Raw genomic sequence first — 14,381 nt, 5'->3', positions numbered from 1 at the left:
TGGTTACTCTCCTTCAACCCGCATGATGCTGGCGACACCCCGCACGGTGTCGAGCTTGCGCAGCGCCTCGACGGTCCCGGACAGGGACGCGTCCGACGCGCGGTGGGTCACGACGACGAGCGACGCTTCCCCGTCCTTGCCCTGCTGCCGAACCGTATCGATGGAAACACCGTGCTCGGCGAACACGGTGGCGACCTGGGCGAGAACACCCGGTTTGTCGGCTACGTCGAGGCTGATGTGGTAGCGCGTGACGACCTCGCCCATGGGCGAGACGGGCAGCGCCGCGTACGCCGACTCGCCGGGCCCCGTGGCCCCGCCCAGCCGGTTGCGGCAGACGGCCACCAGGTCACCGAGGACCGCGGACGCCGTGGGCGCGCCGCCCGCACCGGGACCGTAGAACATCAGCTGCCCGGCGGCGTCCGACTCGACGAACACGGCGTTGTACGCGCCGCGCACGGAAGCGAGCGGGTGGGTCAGCGGAATCATCGCGGGGTGCACGCGCGCGGTGACCGACCCGCCGTCCTCGGCCCGCTCGCAGATGGCGAGCAGTTTGATGGTGCAGCCCATCTGTTTGGCCGAGGCGAAGTCGGCGGCGGTGACCTCGGTCATGCCCTCGCGGTAGACGTCGTCGAGGCGCACGCGCGTATGGAAGGCGATACCGGCGAGGATGGCGGCCTTGGCCGCGGCGTCGAAGCCCTCGACATCGGCGGTCGGATCGGCCTCCGCGTACCCGAGGGCGGTGGCCTCGTCCAGCGCCTCCTGGTAGCCGGCCCCCGTGGAGTCCATCTTGTCGAGGATGAAGTTGGTCGTGCCGTTGACGATGCCGAGCACACGGTTGACCTTGTCCCCCGCGAGCGACTCGCGCAGCGGCCGGATCAGCGGGATGGCACCGGCGACGGCGGCCTCGTAGTACAGGTCCTCGCCGTTCTCCTCGGCCGCCGCGTGCAGGGCGGCGCCGTCCTGGGCGAGCAGCGCCTTGTTGGCGGACACGACGGAGGCGCCGTGCTCGAAGGCCGTGGTGATGAGGGTGCGGGCGGGCTCGATGCCGCCGATGACCTCCACGACGACGTCGATGTCCCCGCGCTTGACCAGGGCGGTGGCATCGGTGGTGATCAGGGCCGGGTCGATGCCCTGGCGCACCCGGTCGGGACGGCGCACGGCCACACCCGCCAGTTCCACCGGCGCTCCGACGCGGGCGGCGAGGTCGTCGGCGTGCGTCGTCATGATGCGCGCCACCTCTGAGCCGACAACCCCACAGCCCAGCAGCGCCACCTTCAGCGGACGCGTACGCATCATCCGACCTCGTTTCCTCATACCGTCTACGGTGGGACCAGTCTCACTCACCGGACGGCGGTTTCTCCCCTTCGTCCGGATCGTGAGACGTCGATTTCATTGTGCCGAGCCGGAAAACCGGAGATCTTCCGGCCCCGCGGACGCCGTCGTCGTCCGCTGCCGCATTCCGACCCGACGCGGGGCTCACCCGACGTCGAGCCGCAGCAGGTCCTCCTCCGTCTCGCGCCGCACGATCACCCGGGCCGCACCGTCGCGCACCGCGACCACCGGCGGCCTGAGCACATGGTTGTAGTTGCTGGCCATGGACCGGCAGTAGGCGCCGGTCGCCGGGACCGCGATGAGGTCACCGGGTGCCAGATCGGCCGGCAGGAACGCGTCCTTGACCACGATGTCCCCGCTCTCGCAGTGCTTGCCGACGACCCGGCACAGCATCGGCCCGGCATCCGACGCCCGGGAGACGAGCGCCACGCTGTACTCGGCGTCGTACAGCGCGGTCCGGATGTTGTCGGACATGCCGCCGTCCACCGAGACGTACGTCCGCAGCCCGTCGAGCGGCTTGACGGTGCCGACCTCGTACAGCGTGAACGCGGTCGGTCCGACGATGGCGCGGCCGGGCTCCACGGAGATGCGCGGGGTGCGCAGCCGGGCGGCCTCACAGGCGCGGGAGACGATCTCGGTGAGCGCCTTGGCGATCTCGTGCGGCTCACGCGGGTCGTCGTCGCTGGTGTACGCGATCCCGAGCCCGCCGCCCAGGTCGATCTCCGGCAGTTCCACACCGTGCTCGTCCCGGATGTCCTGGAGCAGGCCGACCACCCGGTGGGCGGCGACCTCGAAGCCGGACATGTCGAAGATCTGCGACCCGATGTGGGAGTGGATCCCGATGACCTCGAGCCCGTCGAGCTGCAACGCCCGCCGCACCGCCTCCGCGGCCTGCCCGCCGGCCAGCGGGATGCCGAACTTCTGGTCCTCGTGCGCGGTGGCGATGAACTCGTGGGTGTGGGCCTCGACGCCCACGGTGACCCGGATCTGGACCTTCTGCCGCTTTCCCAGGGACTGCGCGATGTGCGCGACCCGCACGATCTCCTGGAACGAGTCGAGGACGATCCGGCCGACGCCCGCCCGCACGGCCCGTTCGATCTCCTCGGCGGACTTGTTGTTGCCGTGGAAGGCGATCCGCTCGGGCGGCATGCCCGCCGAGAGCGCGGTGGCCAGCTCGCCCCCGGAGCACACGTCCAGGTTGAGCCCCTCCTCGTGCAGCCAGCGCACCACGGCCCGCGACAGGAACGCCTTCCCGGCGTAGAAGACGTCGGCGTCGTGCCCGAAGGCGGTGCGCCAGGCCCGCGCCCGGGTGCGGAAATCCTCCTCGTCGAGGACGTACACGGGCGTGCCGAACTCCTCGGCGAGCCGCTTGACGTCGATGCCGCCCACGGTGACGACACCGTCGGCGCCGCGGCCGACGGTGTGCGCCCACACCTTGGTGTCGAGCGCGTTGAGGTCGGCGGGCGGGGCGGAGTAGTGGCCCTCCGGGAGGACGTCGGCGTGCCGGGGCCCGGCGGGATGTGCGGAACGACTCATGACAGTGGCTCTCTGACTCTCAGGCTCTCAAGGCTTGCTCCGGTGCTCTCCAGGGTTTTCACCGGGGCACTCAGAGGTGGTCGGGGGCATCGATGCCGAGCAGGGACAGGCCGCCGGCCAGCACCGTCCCGACGGCTTCGGCAAGCGCGAGCCGGGCGCGGTGGGCGGCCGAGGGTTTCTCGTCGCCGTGCGGCAGAACGGTCAGCAGAAACGGCAGCGCGGCATCGGCGACGGCGACGAGATGCCGCGCGATCCGGTCCGGACCGCGGTGCAGGGCGGCGGCGCGGAGGATACGGGGGTGATCGGCGAGGGCGACGAGAAGCGGGCGCACGGCTGTGGCCGGGGGGTGGGTGGCGAGGATGCCGCGGGTGTGTGCGGCGGGGGGGTGGGTCGAGGTGACCGTGCTGGTGGTTGTGCTGCCGGCTCCTGCTGGTGTGGCTGTGCTGGTGGCCATGGCTGGTGTGTTGGCCGTATGTGTGACCGTCGGGCCGGTCAGGTCGTCGCCGAAGATCCGGCCCTCGCCGGAGATGCGGTCCTCGCCGGGGGTCAGGTCGTCGCCGGGTTCGGCGGTGAAGCCGAGGCGGGCGGCGTTGCGGGTGAGGGCCCGGGTGCGGGCGTACGCGTAACGGACCCGGAAGAGGGGATTGCCCTCGCGCTGGACCAGATGGTCGGCGGTGATCCGGGGCCGGTCGTGCGGGGCGGGGTACAGCAGCGCCCAGCGGGCGGCGTCGGGTCCGAGCGGTGCGGGGTCCTCCGGGGCCGGCACGGGACGCAGGTTCACCGGCTCACCGTGCTCGATCTCGACCCGGCCGCCCTGGGCCGCCACGATCCGCACCAGCGCGTCGGCGACCACCTCGGCCCGCGCCTCGTACGGCACCCGCAACGCGACGATCTGCCCGGCGAGCGCGTCGCCGTGACCGTAGGCGGCCCCCCGGTCCCGGATCTCACGCACGAGCGCACCGACGGATGCCGCGCCCGGCTCAAAGCTGATGTTGAGGAACCCGGGACCGGTGACGACCACGTCCCCGATCCCCTCGGCGCCGACGAGATACGGCCGCAGAATCTCGGCGACCCGCCGAGCGGGCTTCCCGGCCGACCGGGCGAGCTGCAGGGCGACGTTGGTGGCATAGTCCCCACACCCGCCGGGCCCGGGCACGGTCACCACGACCCGCTCAGGCACGGTCACGCTCAGCTCCCCCCCGTCCACAGCACGACGCACCGCGCCCAGCACGGTACGGGACAGCTCGACGGGGGTCACGGGACAAGCGTAGGGGAGGAAGGGGGTGGCCAGTCGAACAGGTTCGACCATGCCCCGCGCTACACACACCGCAGCCGAACCCGACGCGACGCCGACAGGCCCGGAGACGCGCCGCTCCAGAGACCGCGGAACCGGAACGCCGAGGCGACGCCCCACACCCGCCGATCTCCCGCCCCCGAGCGGCTAGGCGCCCCGGAGGCGGCGCAGGGAACGGCACAACCAACCACAACGCACCCACACCCGCCGAACACCCAAAACACCCCGAGCCAATAGGCACCCCGGGCTGACGGGCCGACTTGGCGGCGAGCCTACGGGCGATGGGACGGCGGGCCGACGGGCCGACGGAACGGCGAGCTGGCGAGCTGGCGAGCTGGCGAGCTGGCGAGCTGGCGAGCTGGCGAGCTGGCGAGGCGATGGTGACGACGGGCCGACGAACGAGGAGAGTCGAGGGTCGACGGACAGGCCGGGCGGCAGGACGACGGGGCGGCCGGACGGCGGGCCGGCGGGATGACGGGGCGGCCGGACAGCGAGGAGACAAGTCGGCGAGCCGACGGGCGACAGGACGACAGGCGAGGGGAGGCGAGCCGACGGGTCGACGGACCGGCCGGGCGACGGGGCGGCCGGACGGCGGAGCAACGGACGGCCGGGCGGCGGGGCAACGGGATGACGAGCCAGCCGGACGGCGAGGAGACGAGCCGGCGGAGCGCCGGGCCGACGGGGGCGAGCCGATGGGTCGACGGACAGGCCGGGCGGCGGGACGGCGAGGAGACGAGCCGGCGGGCCGACGGGCGACAGGACGACGGGCGAGGGAAGGCGAGCCAACGGGGCGACGAAGGCAACGCTACGGCGAGACGACCCAACTCACCTCATGTCCATGCCTCTCACGCTCACGCCTTCTCATGCTCATGCCCTCGCCGCGCTCCCCGCTCCCCACCCCCGCACAGCCCCCACGGGCCAAGGCCGCACGAACCGTTCCATCCACTCCACCTCACACCAATCCACTCCACGCACGTACTCACCCACTGGTCCTCCCGCGGGCTAGCCGGAGAACTCGAAGTCAGCCGGAGAACTCGGAGTCAGGGGTACGCGCCCCTCCCTCGACATCCCCCGCTTCCAGACCGCCCTCAAGCGGAGGACCACCCACCACCCCACCGATCTCCGCCCCGGCATCGACGTCCCCACCAAGATCACCACCGCGGGACCCACCCACACCCCCGCCAGCCACCTGACGCCCGCTCCCCTCGCGCCCCCGCTCAAGCAGGCGCCGCACGAGCCGTACCAGCTCGGCGGGCTCGAAGGGTTTGGAGAGGAAGGCATCGACACCGACGTCGAGCCCACCCTCGACCTCGTTCTGCGTACAGGCACTGACGATGGCAAGAGGAAGATCATGCGTACGCGGATCGGCCCGCAACTGAGCGGCGGTACGCAACCCGTCCAACCGGGGCATCACGACGTCGAGAGTCACGACGTCGGGCCGCACCTGATGAACCACATCCAGACACTCGGCACCGTCGGCCGCGGTCACGACCTCGATACCCTCCAGTTCGAGATTGACCCTGATCAGCTGTCGGATGACCTTGTTGTCGTCCACAACAAGCACCCGCCCCGAAGCGCCTGGCACACCACGAGAGTAGGTCGGGACCAGCCACCGCGTCCGGCTTTTCCCCACTTCCACCCGTCCGAGGGAGCCCCCCACCGCCCCACCCACGCCAAACCCGTTCCTGATCACCCCGGAAGACCTGCTAGGGTTCTACCCGTCGCAACGAGCAACAGCTCCACACCCGACACGCCCCCGTAGCTCAGGGGATAGAGCAACGGCCTCCGGAGCCGTGTGCGCAGGTTCGAATCCTGCCGGGGGCACTCACATTGCAAAATGCATGAGTGCTTGACAGACCCCGTGACCAGTGGAAGCAACTGGGACGGGGTCTTCGCGTATGTGCCACCAGATGCAGTGCTCTGCAGCCGGATGACAGTGATCACGCTGTAATAGTTAAGTGATCTTGAGTGGGAGTTCGCAGCTCAGCGACTGCTTTCCGAGTGTCGTCGGCCCGCCGTCACTGATCACGTAGAAGCGCTAAACGACTGACACTTGTCTCCCTGAACCAGCCCGCCACAGACGACAGCCCCGAGCAGTAGGTGCTCGGGGCTGCGCAAGTCGTTCAGCGCTTCTCCCTCCTCCTCCCCCCTCTACTAGTCCTCGCATGGTCCGGTCGTTCATCTCCTGCTCCTGGCCGTCGCTGCACTTGGCGTAGATCGTCAGAAGGACGTCGACCGAGTGGCCCGCGCGAGCGGCGACCCCTGGCGCCGGTACACCGGAGTTGAGCCATTGGGACACGCCTGCGTGGCGCAGGTCGTACGGGCAGAAGGCCAAAACCGAGGAGACTTGATCGGGGACGAGCGCCTGTCCCCCGTGCCTGCTTCCACCCGCAGGGGTACGGCAAGGCCGCGATCACGTTGCCCCGCTCGCTGGAGAACAGCCGACCGTCCTTCGCCGTACCGAACTCCTTCACGTGCTCACGGAGGAGCCGAACCAGCGAAGACGGAATCGGCACGATGCGCACCTCACCATGGCCCCGCTGCTTCAGGCCACGCCGATCGTGCGCCTCGCCAGAGTCGGTCCCCGTCCTCCCCGCCGTGGGACGCGTCTCGGCGAGCTCGATCTGGCCCCATCCGGACGCCGGAAGCGTGCAGTCGGAGCGCCGGAGCCCAGTGCCTCACCAGCCGCATGGCCGCGTAGTAAAGGCACCCCCGAGACCACCCGCAGCCGTCGCCCGCTCGCCCGGTCAGTCTTGCCCCGTACGACGACTGCCGGGTTGGCCCTCAGGAAGTCGACCAGTTCCCGGAGGCCGACCAGGAAGGCGGCACGGTCACCGGAGCGGATGACGTAGTCAGACACGGAAAGTCCCCTTCTCGGGTCATTGAGCTTCTTCAGCGTTGCCGCTCCAGGGTGAGTACGGCTTTGGCGATTGACGTCATGCGGTTTGGGCTGCATCGGGATCTGCCGAAGATCCGCCAGGACTTCAGGCGTGCGGCGCCGGGTTCGACTGGTGCCCGTGGCACGGCCAGGGCCCGGTTGACGGTCTTCTCGGTGAGGGTGAGTTCCTGCAGTGGCCTGCGTTTGATGCCCGTGGTCACCCAGGGGCCGCCGCCCTGGTGGGCGGGGTCGGCCGGGACGGGGATGCCCTGGCGCCCGCAGATGCGGGTGACCCGGTGCGTGCGGGCCGCGGTCAGGTCGTGGGCTCGGCCCGGCAGGGCAGGTGAGAGCCACAGCGGCCGGCCGCCCGGATCGGTGACCACCTGCACGTTCACTCCGTGTCGGCGGTGCTTGTGGGGGTAGTCGGCCCGTCCGTCGCCGGCCCTGTCGCACTCGGTGAGCGTGCCGTCCAGCAGTACGACGTCCGTATCGGCCTCGCGCAGGACCTTCAGCAGTCCCGGCGCACGTTCGGCGGGCAGGTGGATGACCGTGCTGGTGTGGGCGTGGGCGGTGGACTCGCTGATCCCGAACCCGGCAGCGGTCTTCGCCAGGGGGGTGTGTTCGCGCAGGTACACCAGTGCCACCATCGCGGGTTGAGACGGACGGAGCTTGCAGCGCCAGCCGCCCTCACGGGTGACGACGAGCATGGTCACCCACTCCACGAGTGCATGAGGCAGGTCGAGTGCGGCAGGATGGATGACCAACGAGGCCCCCGAGCAGCGTGATTGAAACGTCAGACATCTCGATCAACGGCTCGGGGGCCTCGCTCGTCGCGCTCGTAGGCCGTCACCTGATCGGTGGCCAGCTCGAAGAAGCTCACTTGAGGCAGCGCTCCCCACCTCCCTGGCGATAGCCTGCGAGCCAACGCAGAGAGGCGGGTCCAGTGGGCTTCGACGCAGAACGATCAGCGCGCATCGCCGCCATGCGGGAAACTGCTCGGCCCATCTGGGAGGCGAGTGGCGATACGGACGTCCTCCAGCAGTTCCTCAAAAACAACGGGTGCCATGGAGCGGAAGCCGTGTTCGTCACCATGGGCCTCTTGGACTGCGATCTTGCCGAAGCCCAGCGGGCCTTCTTCAGCGCCCCGTGCCGCGACGCCGAACGCCGGTTCCACAACGACGCCTTGGACCTGCTTGCCAAGGACACCGCCGACGACGCCTGACAGCAGGCGGGGCCTTGACTGAGCCATTAAGACTCCGCCGACCAAAACGAGCACGGCTGAGGAAGCTGGCACCAACGCTAATAGTCCATGGGGTCTTCTCCAGCCGTCGGCCGGATCAGTCGCTGGCTGCCCAGGTCGATCACGTTGGCCGAAGCCGAGCCGAGCATTGCGGAAAGCGTCGACACGGAAGCAGCGGAAGTTGCGATTACTTGGTCACCGACATCAGAGCACTCCGCAAGCCTTCGAAGCGTCGCCCGAAAGTGGTCCTCGTCCAGTTCATGCTGGCGGGGCTCGTCCAACATCAGAAAACCCGGATGCTGAGTTCGCAACAAGTTGGCTACTTCTCGAATCCCGTTCAGGTATGCGATCTTCGTGCGGACAACGTCACTCGCACTCGCATCCGTGTCGAGGTTGAGCCCTTCTCGCTCAGGCCTAAGCGTCTCCTCGTCAATGCTTACCAGGGCGGCATCATAGCTACTGAAACCGAAGTCAGTTAGCTGCTCTCTCACGGATCTCTGTAGCATGTCGCGTCGGCGATAGTCCTCTTGCGGTGTCACATTCGGTAGGTCTGAGAGCTCAGAACGAACCTCGAAAATTTCATTCGCCAGCTCTTGCATCTCAACAAGGAGGTCCTGTACAGCCTCCCTCGCTCTGGTGAACTCAGACAGACGAACTTCTGCGGCAACCCGCTTCGCAATATCCCCTGAACTGGGGAACTCACCAGGCACCACTAGATCACCATGAAGCGCCTTGATCTCCATCCGGCAAATGTCCACGGACCTTTGAATGGCTCGATAGGACACTCGGCTTTCCGTCGCCGCTTCCCGCGCCTGGCGCCGCATCTCTTCAAATGTCCTGATCTGAGATGACAGCAGAGAGATCGTAGCGTCGACATCTAGAACTGGGCCGACATGCTCAACTTCAACATTTGACAGTGGTTGATGACAGGTGGGGCAATCAGTTGCATCGAGATCAAGTACATTGCTAGACGCTCCCAGCCTCAGCAGTGTCTTGACGTCCTGATTCTTAAGCTTCTCGTCGGACATTGCGCTGATTCGGTCATCGAGAATCGCGACCTGCTTTTCGTTCAGCGTCAGGTTCTGTTCAACGATCTTAGCCATCGTGGTGAGCCGCGTCAGCTCCCTTTCCTGCTCCGACAGCCGCTCCCGGATCAAGTCGTACCCAATATCAGTTACCTGCGGCGCTGGCTCAGGGGCAGCGGCCTCCCGCAGAGCCAGCATCAATTCCTCGTCGCTGACCCATTCCTCGTCCACAAGAACCTGTAAGCGAGCTTCTGCAGTTGCTGTTGGGCGCGTCGGCCTAGAGCCACTCCGAGCCCTAGCCCCGACAGGCAACTCTGGCAGGCCAATGACCCGTCCGCCGGCAGCAGAGGCCGTAGCCCCCACCGCCGCTAGCTTGCTACCCCAATCACTACGCAGCTTCTTGAGTCTATCCTCAAGACGATATCGCTGAGCTGCCGTTTCGGGTCCAGCGAATCCGAGAAGGAACTCTGCAGCTCGTCGCGTTGGCTCGCGCAGTTGATACTGGGTAACGGGCCGAGGTCCTGCGGATCCCCATGAGCGCTGATCCGCATACAGGAAAGGGAAAATAATCTCAGGGTAGAGCAACGCCTCGCCACCTGTGTACTTAGGAATGACAGGCAGCTGCCAACCGAAGTACTCCGCCAGGAAGCGATGAAAGCCCCGCGGGTTTCTCGCAGAACCTGATTCTCGCACGAAATATTCTTCGTGTCGAAGATCTGCTAAGCCGTCTGTGACGGCAGCGCCTCGCCATACGCGAACCAGATTCGGCTGCACTCGACTGTTCTTGACAGCTCTCTGAACAGTGATGATTCCGTTCGCGTTCTCTAGCTCTACTGCGCACCAGCTCGATGCAACCGCTACGGCGCGTTCTGGTTCTCCGTAGGAGATCTGGGTCGTTAATGCACTACCAAGTGACGTTCCCGAATTAGGGCCGAACATAGATTCCAGCCCCAGTGAATAAATGATGGCCTGCAGTGATTGCGTCTTTCCACGACTGTTACTGGCGCGCAAGACGTTCAGGCCGGGTGCGAAAGGAACGGTTGCGCCAGCGGGCCCAGCTGCGCTGTGGACCCGCAGCTTGACTGCTCGAATCCTGGTCTTCATCTCAAACCCCTCAGCCTGACCATTAGGAAGCGCGCGTGAGCCGTCGCGCAACTGCCGCGTCACTTAGCTTTTTGAATTGACGGATGTAGGATTTCTCGGCGCTCATAAGTTCCTCATCAAGTTCAATTTGTTGAGCGAACAGAACACCGGGAGGCTGGAGAGTGACACGATTATGGCTCGTACCCGTGATGCTCACGATTCCTCGAATGAGCCCGACGTTGAGCGCTACAGGAAGGTGAGGATCGGACCTCTGAGTGACAGTATTCGCGTATCTACTGCCGGACCACCACGACAAAAGCATTTGACCCGCGCGTTTACTCTGCAGCGACCATGTAAACAGATGAAGATTCTCAATGGTCGCACTGTTCCTATTGAAGGCGCTCAGCACTATCGCAACTTGGGCAAGCTTATAGGCAACGCGTGCATCAGCTGGGATCGGGTGAGGTTGGCTGCGGAACTCGATCCGTGCGTTGGCGAGTTCGTCGTCGGCACCCAGAAATTCGGAGATCATATCAGCTCCCTAGGATGCCAGATCTTCGTAAAAGTCCAGAGGGCACCTCATCAGCCACTCTGCGACCTGCCCTTGGGCCAGCGTCCGCGAGTCACCTGAAGCGGTATCGGGCGCACATGCCCTCACCCTGCTCTCAGTCTCTAGTAGGACGCGCTGCAGCAGCGTGGCAGGACGGCTGTCATCTAGACTGAACTCCATTACGAGACGCTGTTCCAGGTCGTCCAGTTCCGACTCAAGCAGTGTATGGATTTCGGTGTAATGAAGCTTGATGTACCCGCGAAATTCCTGACTGTTGATGTACGAGTGCAGGAGACCCCTTACGTACTCACTTCTGCGTGACTCGTCGCGCAATCTGTGCACTTTACCGAGCTTCTCGCGCATCTTATCCACGCCAGCACTATCGACTGAACTGTAGTCCGGCTCGGAGAGCGGCGGTAGATGCATGCGAGCGAGTTGCGCGTTGACTACCCTCTTGTAGCTGAGCTCGTAGTCTTCCATTGTCTGGCATATGACGTGGATCTCAGGGTCGGCATAGTCAAGGTTCGCATCGCGAATTCTTTTCGTTTGCGATGCGCAGTGAGCTACGAGATCCTTATTGTCGATATAAGGGCACATGATGATCCAGCGGTTGATCTTCACGTGCTCACCGAAGAGCTTTTTGAGCTTATCGGCGTTATCGATGAACTTACCGACATCCCTCGTGGTCTTGTCGCGTTGTTTCTCGTATCGTTTCTGATGGGACAGTGGCTCTTGGGGGCTGTAACACTGGAATAGGTGACCACTTAGTGTGTACGCCTCAAGTCCGTGGTCTCCACCCGTGTCTGGGACGGGGACAAGGTCGGCCCCATGCTGCATCCTGAGCACTCGCGTGCACAGGTCCTGCCACTCCGCGCCACTGAGGCCGATCAAGCCATGCATGCTCTGATCCACAGCATGAAGCTAGCGGCCCGCCTGGGTACTTGTCTCACCTGTCAGCCAAATCGACTGCTTTACGACCAAGTCGGCGCGCTGCAACGGCCTGTAGGCCGCGCAGAGGCCCGGGCCTGCCACCAGTGGCGAAGCGCCGTGCTCGTTGCGATCGTCACTGCGGGCACTGGGCTCGTCGGGTGCCTGTGCGCAGCTCAGACCCCGACGGCTGACGACAGCATTGACGGCAACGACGGCGGACGGCAGTGGCGTCTGACGGCCCTGCACGGTGCCGGCGTAGGCCGATCGGGTGGACCTGCCAAGGCTTGCCCGCATCTTCTAAGCGCCAGCTCCCCGAGAACGCTGACGCCTCCTCGGGGTCCGATCGCTAGGCTCGGCTCCGTGAGCGATGACGCCCGTCTCATAGCGAACCATCGAGTCCACGTTGTACCCGTGGTCCTGGCTCTGGCCAATCCACCATGGCAGCGGGACGTGTGGCTCGACCCTTCTGTGTTCGAGAACATGGACCACGTCTTCCACACGCTCTTCGACGACTTCTGCGATGCAGACGAACCCGAGCGATACCTCGGCGTCAGTCTCAGAACTGAGGAAGAGGTCGCTCTCATGCGAGAGCTCGGCATCGCGCTCAACACCGCCGCGGCCGAGGCACCCAACGACACCGACACGGAGTGTCTCCAGGCATCCGTCTGGCCAGAAGTCGTGGCCGTTGCCGGACGCCTCGCTCAGGTCATGGTCGCGAACGACCTGAGGGAACTTGCCGTACTGCTGGACGAAGAGGCCGTGCAAGACCCGTGCCAGGTCGTGCGGGGAACCACGGGGAATACCGGGGATCAGGACAACGGACGTCAAAGTCCTGACACCGCTTAGCCGCAGGTCAGACCGGCAACCTTCCCTAAGCGCCCCTAGCTTCCCAAGCTGATGTCCTCAAATGCGGAGGCGGGCACGCTCTTGGATGCCATCCCCTGAATCCTTTGGTCTGCCGCTTCGTCCGGGCTGCGGCGCTGGGGCGCCGGTCCCGGCCGAAGCGGCAGACCGACGCCGAAGAAAGCAAGGCGCGAGCAGCAAGAAGCCCCGTACATCACCGCCGGGGGAACGGTGACGTACGGGGCGGAGCGGACCGGTCGCGGGAGCAGGCTCGTACCGCAATCGGCCGGAGTACCGGAGCCGCAGCGTTCAGGCAGCCGACGCATTGCGATAGGCAGTCCCCGTCCCCTGCGTCAACGAATCGGCGTGCAACTTCATCTCTACCGCCAGGCTCGACACGATCAGTTCGGCCAGACTCTCCGCCGCTTCCGGGCGGATGGTGCCGAGGCGTACCAGGCCGTCCCCCGAGACGTTCACGTCGGCCGCGAGTCCGGGGAAGTCCGCCTCCAGGCCCAGGACGGTCAGTTGCTCGGCCAAGATGCCGGCGCTGCGTCGAGCCTGCGCCCAGCCGCGGACGTAGGGCACGTCGGGCATCAGGTTCTCGGCGCGCTTGGCGACGGCTCCCCGTCGGTCGGTCATGGCTCAGTCCCTTCCTGTGCGGTGTTCGGCGGTTTCGTCGCGGCTCTCCCCCAGGCGTTGCACCCCCGATGTCAGCGCCAGCCGGAGCAGTTCCGCCAGTCGCTCCGCGGTGGCCGGCGACACACGCCCGAGTTCGACCAGGCCATGCCCGAAGGCGTTCAATTCGGCCCGGAGATAGGGGAAATCCTTTTCCAGACCGGCGCGGATCAGGGCATCCCGCAGAGCCGTCGTGGCATTGCGCGCGGCGTACCAACCGTCGCTGTTCAGCGGCGACCAGGAGGCAGCGTCGTGCCGGTGAGTGGGGTCATCCCGCATCGGTCGCAGCCCTCTCGATGGCGGTGAGGGCGAAGGCAGCCGCGGACGGGTAGCGCTCGCCGTAGCGGTCCACGCGGGCAAGCAACTCGGCGGAGGCAACGAGCATGGTCGCCAGGGCCACCGGGCGGAGCGGGTTGGCCATCGGTCGCCGGGTCGGGGCGCGGAGCCACTCGTAACGGTCGCCGCGCAGGGGCATGGGTCCCGGGACAACGACGACCGAGTCTCGGCTCAGGTAGCGGTAAGCAGGTGGCGTGCCCGCTTCTCTTTCGAGGTGATGGACGAAGGTCTCCTGACTCTGCGAGCCGAGGAAGAAGCCGACCCGTTGTGCCTTGTGGTCGAGCACTGTAGGGCCGAACGGAAGGCCCCGGCGTAGCAGTTGATCGAATGTCTCGATTCCCGTTCGCTGGTCTACCGTCACCACGTCGAAGTACCGGCCAGTCGGCAGCATGTACGGCGAGCGGGGGTCATCCTCCCAGGTGGCCCTGCACGCAGCCGGATCGTCTGCCGCCGCGGAGAGCCATTCGACGCCCCTCCTGGTCATCCTCTGCACGTCATCTCACCTCGGTCGGACTCAGTTGCGGCCGCTGCCGCCCTGTGTCCAGCCTCACGGTCACCACCCTGACCAGGGCAGATGACGAGAGGTGACGGGGGATGACGCGTCATTCGTGGACGCGTCATCCCCCGTCACGAGCAGCCGTCAGGGGTACGCCGATTAC

13 protein-coding genes and 1 tRNA gene are annotated in these 14,381 nt (G+C 66.2%); 3 read left to right on the top strand and 11 right to left on the bottom strand.

The genetic code is table 11. The annotated features are described in order from the left end of the window. Positions 1-3: 3 nt before the first annotated feature. The 4 genes from ACIRFL_RS09950 to ACIRFL_RS09935 all read right to left on the bottom strand — a co-directional run bounded on the left by ACIRFL_RS09950 (position 4) and on the right by ACIRFL_RS09935 (position 5,795). Positions 4-1,296 (bottom strand): homoserine dehydrogenase, encoded by a 1,293-nt coding sequence (locus tag ACIRFL_RS09950; RefSeq protein WP_404026167.1) that lies wholly within the window; start codon positions 1,294-1,296, stop codon positions 4-6. A gap of 180 nt (positions 1,297-1,476) precedes the next feature. Further along, positions 1,477-2,868 carry a diaminopimelate decarboxylase gene (gene lysA, locus ACIRFL_RS09945; protein WP_404025989.1) on the bottom strand — a complete coding sequence of 464 codons (1,392 nt, stop codon included), beginning with the start codon at positions 2,866-2,868 and terminating at the stop codon, positions 1,477-1,479. 70 nt (positions 2,869-2,938) lie between these two features. Beyond that, positions 2,939-4,126 (bottom strand): ArgS-related anticodon-binding protein NrtL, encoded by a 1,188-nt coding sequence (gene nrtL, locus ACIRFL_RS09940; protein WP_404025986.1) that lies wholly within the window; start codon positions 4,124-4,126, stop codon positions 2,939-2,941. 1,057 nt (positions 4,127-5,183) lie between these two features. Then, entirely contained in the window at positions 5,184-5,795 is a 612-nt protein-coding gene (locus tag ACIRFL_RS09935) for a response regulator (protein WP_404026166.1), read from the bottom strand. A gap of 119 nt (positions 5,796-5,914) precedes the next feature. On the opposite strand from ACIRFL_RS09935, the gene ACIRFL_RS09930 reads away from it, so the two are divergent. Continuing rightward, a tRNA-Arg gene (locus ACIRFL_RS09930) sits at positions 5,915-5,986 on the top strand. 1,068 nt (positions 5,987-7,054) lie between these two features. Here the strand turns inward: ACIRFL_RS09930 and ACIRFL_RS09925 are convergent. Next, positions 7,055-7,804, bottom strand: a complete 750-nt coding sequence (locus ACIRFL_RS09925; RefSeq protein ID WP_404025983.1) for a transposase family protein — start codon at positions 7,802-7,804, stop codon at positions 7,055-7,057. A gap of 179 nt (positions 7,805-7,983) precedes the next feature. Here ACIRFL_RS09925 and ACIRFL_RS09920 point away from each other — a divergent pair, with 179 nt between their 5' ends. Further along, a complete protein-coding gene (locus ACIRFL_RS09920; protein ID WP_404025980.1) occupies positions 7,984-8,262 on the top strand; it encodes a hypothetical protein in 279 nt (92 codons plus the stop codon). Between the two features lie 77 nt (positions 8,263-8,339). Here the strand turns inward: ACIRFL_RS09920 and ACIRFL_RS09915 are convergent, their stop codons facing one another. The 3 genes from ACIRFL_RS09915 to ACIRFL_RS09905 form a co-directional block, all read right to left on the bottom strand. Further along, positions 8,340-9,536 carry a hypothetical protein gene (locus ACIRFL_RS09915; RefSeq protein ID WP_404025978.1) on the bottom strand — a complete coding sequence of 399 codons (1,197 nt, stop codon included), beginning with the start codon at positions 9,534-9,536 and terminating at the stop codon, positions 8,340-8,342. A gap of 895 nt (positions 9,537-10,431) precedes the next feature. Then, a complete protein-coding gene (locus tag ACIRFL_RS09910) occupies positions 10,432-10,920 on the bottom strand; it encodes a hypothetical protein (RefSeq protein ID WP_404025976.1) in 489 nt (162 codons plus the stop codon). 9 nt (positions 10,921-10,929) lie between these two features. Further along, entirely contained in the window at positions 10,930-11,850 is a 921-nt protein-coding gene (locus ACIRFL_RS09905; RefSeq protein ID WP_404025975.1) for a hypothetical protein, read from the bottom strand. A 378-nt stretch (positions 11,851-12,228) separates the two neighbouring features. On the opposite strand from ACIRFL_RS09905, the gene ACIRFL_RS09900 reads away from it, so the two are divergent. Further along, complete coding sequence (locus ACIRFL_RS09900; RefSeq protein ID WP_404025973.1) at positions 12,229-12,714, top strand: hypothetical protein; 486 nt, start codon at positions 12,229-12,231, stop codon at positions 12,712-12,714. Between the two features lie 306 nt (positions 12,715-13,020). On the opposite strand, the gene ACIRFL_RS09895 is transcribed toward ACIRFL_RS09900, so the two are convergent. From ACIRFL_RS09895 to ACIRFL_RS09885, 3 genes are read right to left on the bottom strand one after another with little or no spacing between them, the layout of a single operon-like run. Continuing rightward, complete coding sequence (locus ACIRFL_RS09895; protein ID WP_404025972.1) at positions 13,021-13,350, bottom strand: hypothetical protein; 330 nt, start codon at positions 13,348-13,350, stop codon at positions 13,021-13,023. A 3-nt stretch (positions 13,351-13,353) separates the two neighbouring features. Continuing rightward, positions 13,354-13,665 carry a hypothetical protein gene (locus tag ACIRFL_RS09890; RefSeq protein ID WP_404025970.1) on the bottom strand — a complete coding sequence of 104 codons (312 nt, stop codon included), beginning with the start codon at positions 13,663-13,665 and terminating at the stop codon, positions 13,354-13,356. Continuing rightward, positions 13,655-14,206 (bottom strand): bifunctional DNA primase/polymerase, encoded by a 552-nt coding sequence (locus ACIRFL_RS09885; protein WP_404026163.1) that lies wholly within the window; start codon positions 14,204-14,206, stop codon positions 13,655-13,657. Before ACIRFL_RS09885 ends, ACIRFL_RS09890 begins: the two co-directional genes overlap by 11 nt. Between the last annotated feature and the right edge of the window lie 175 nt (positions 14,207-14,381).

This window comes from Streptomyces sp. NPDC102462 (assembly GCF_044765425.1).
Taxonomy (GTDB): Bacteria; Actinomycetota; Actinomycetes; order Streptomycetales; family Streptomycetaceae; genus Streptomyces.
The sequence above is the reverse complement of the archived record's forward strand: the minus strand, read 5'-3'. Positions and strand labels throughout refer to the sequence as shown.

Bases quoted from the DNA above. Each gene is read 5' to 3' on its own strand.
- ACIRFL_RS09950 (WP_404026167.1), bottom strand. From the start codon at position 1,296: ATGATGCGTACGCGTCCGCTGAAGGTGGCGCTGCTGGGCTGTGGGGTT.
- lysA (WP_404025989.1), bottom strand. From the start codon at position 2,868: ATGAGTCGTTCCGCACATCCCGCCGGGCCCCGGCACGCCGACGTCCTC.
- ACIRFL_RS09910 (WP_404025976.1), bottom strand. From the start codon at position 10,920: ATGATCTCCGAATTTCTGGGTGCCGACGACGAACTCGCCAACGCACGG.
- ACIRFL_RS09895 (WP_404025972.1), bottom strand. From the start codon at position 13,350: ATGACCGACCGACGGGGAGCCGTCGCCAAGCGCGCCGAGAACCTGATG.
- ACIRFL_RS09890 (WP_404025970.1), bottom strand. From the start codon at position 13,665: ATGCGGGATGACCCCACTCACCGGCACGACGCTGCCTCCTGGTCGCCG.
- ACIRFL_RS09885 (WP_404026163.1), bottom strand. From the start codon at position 14,206: ATGACCAGGAGGGGCGTCGAATGGCTCTCCGCGGCGGCAGACGATCCG.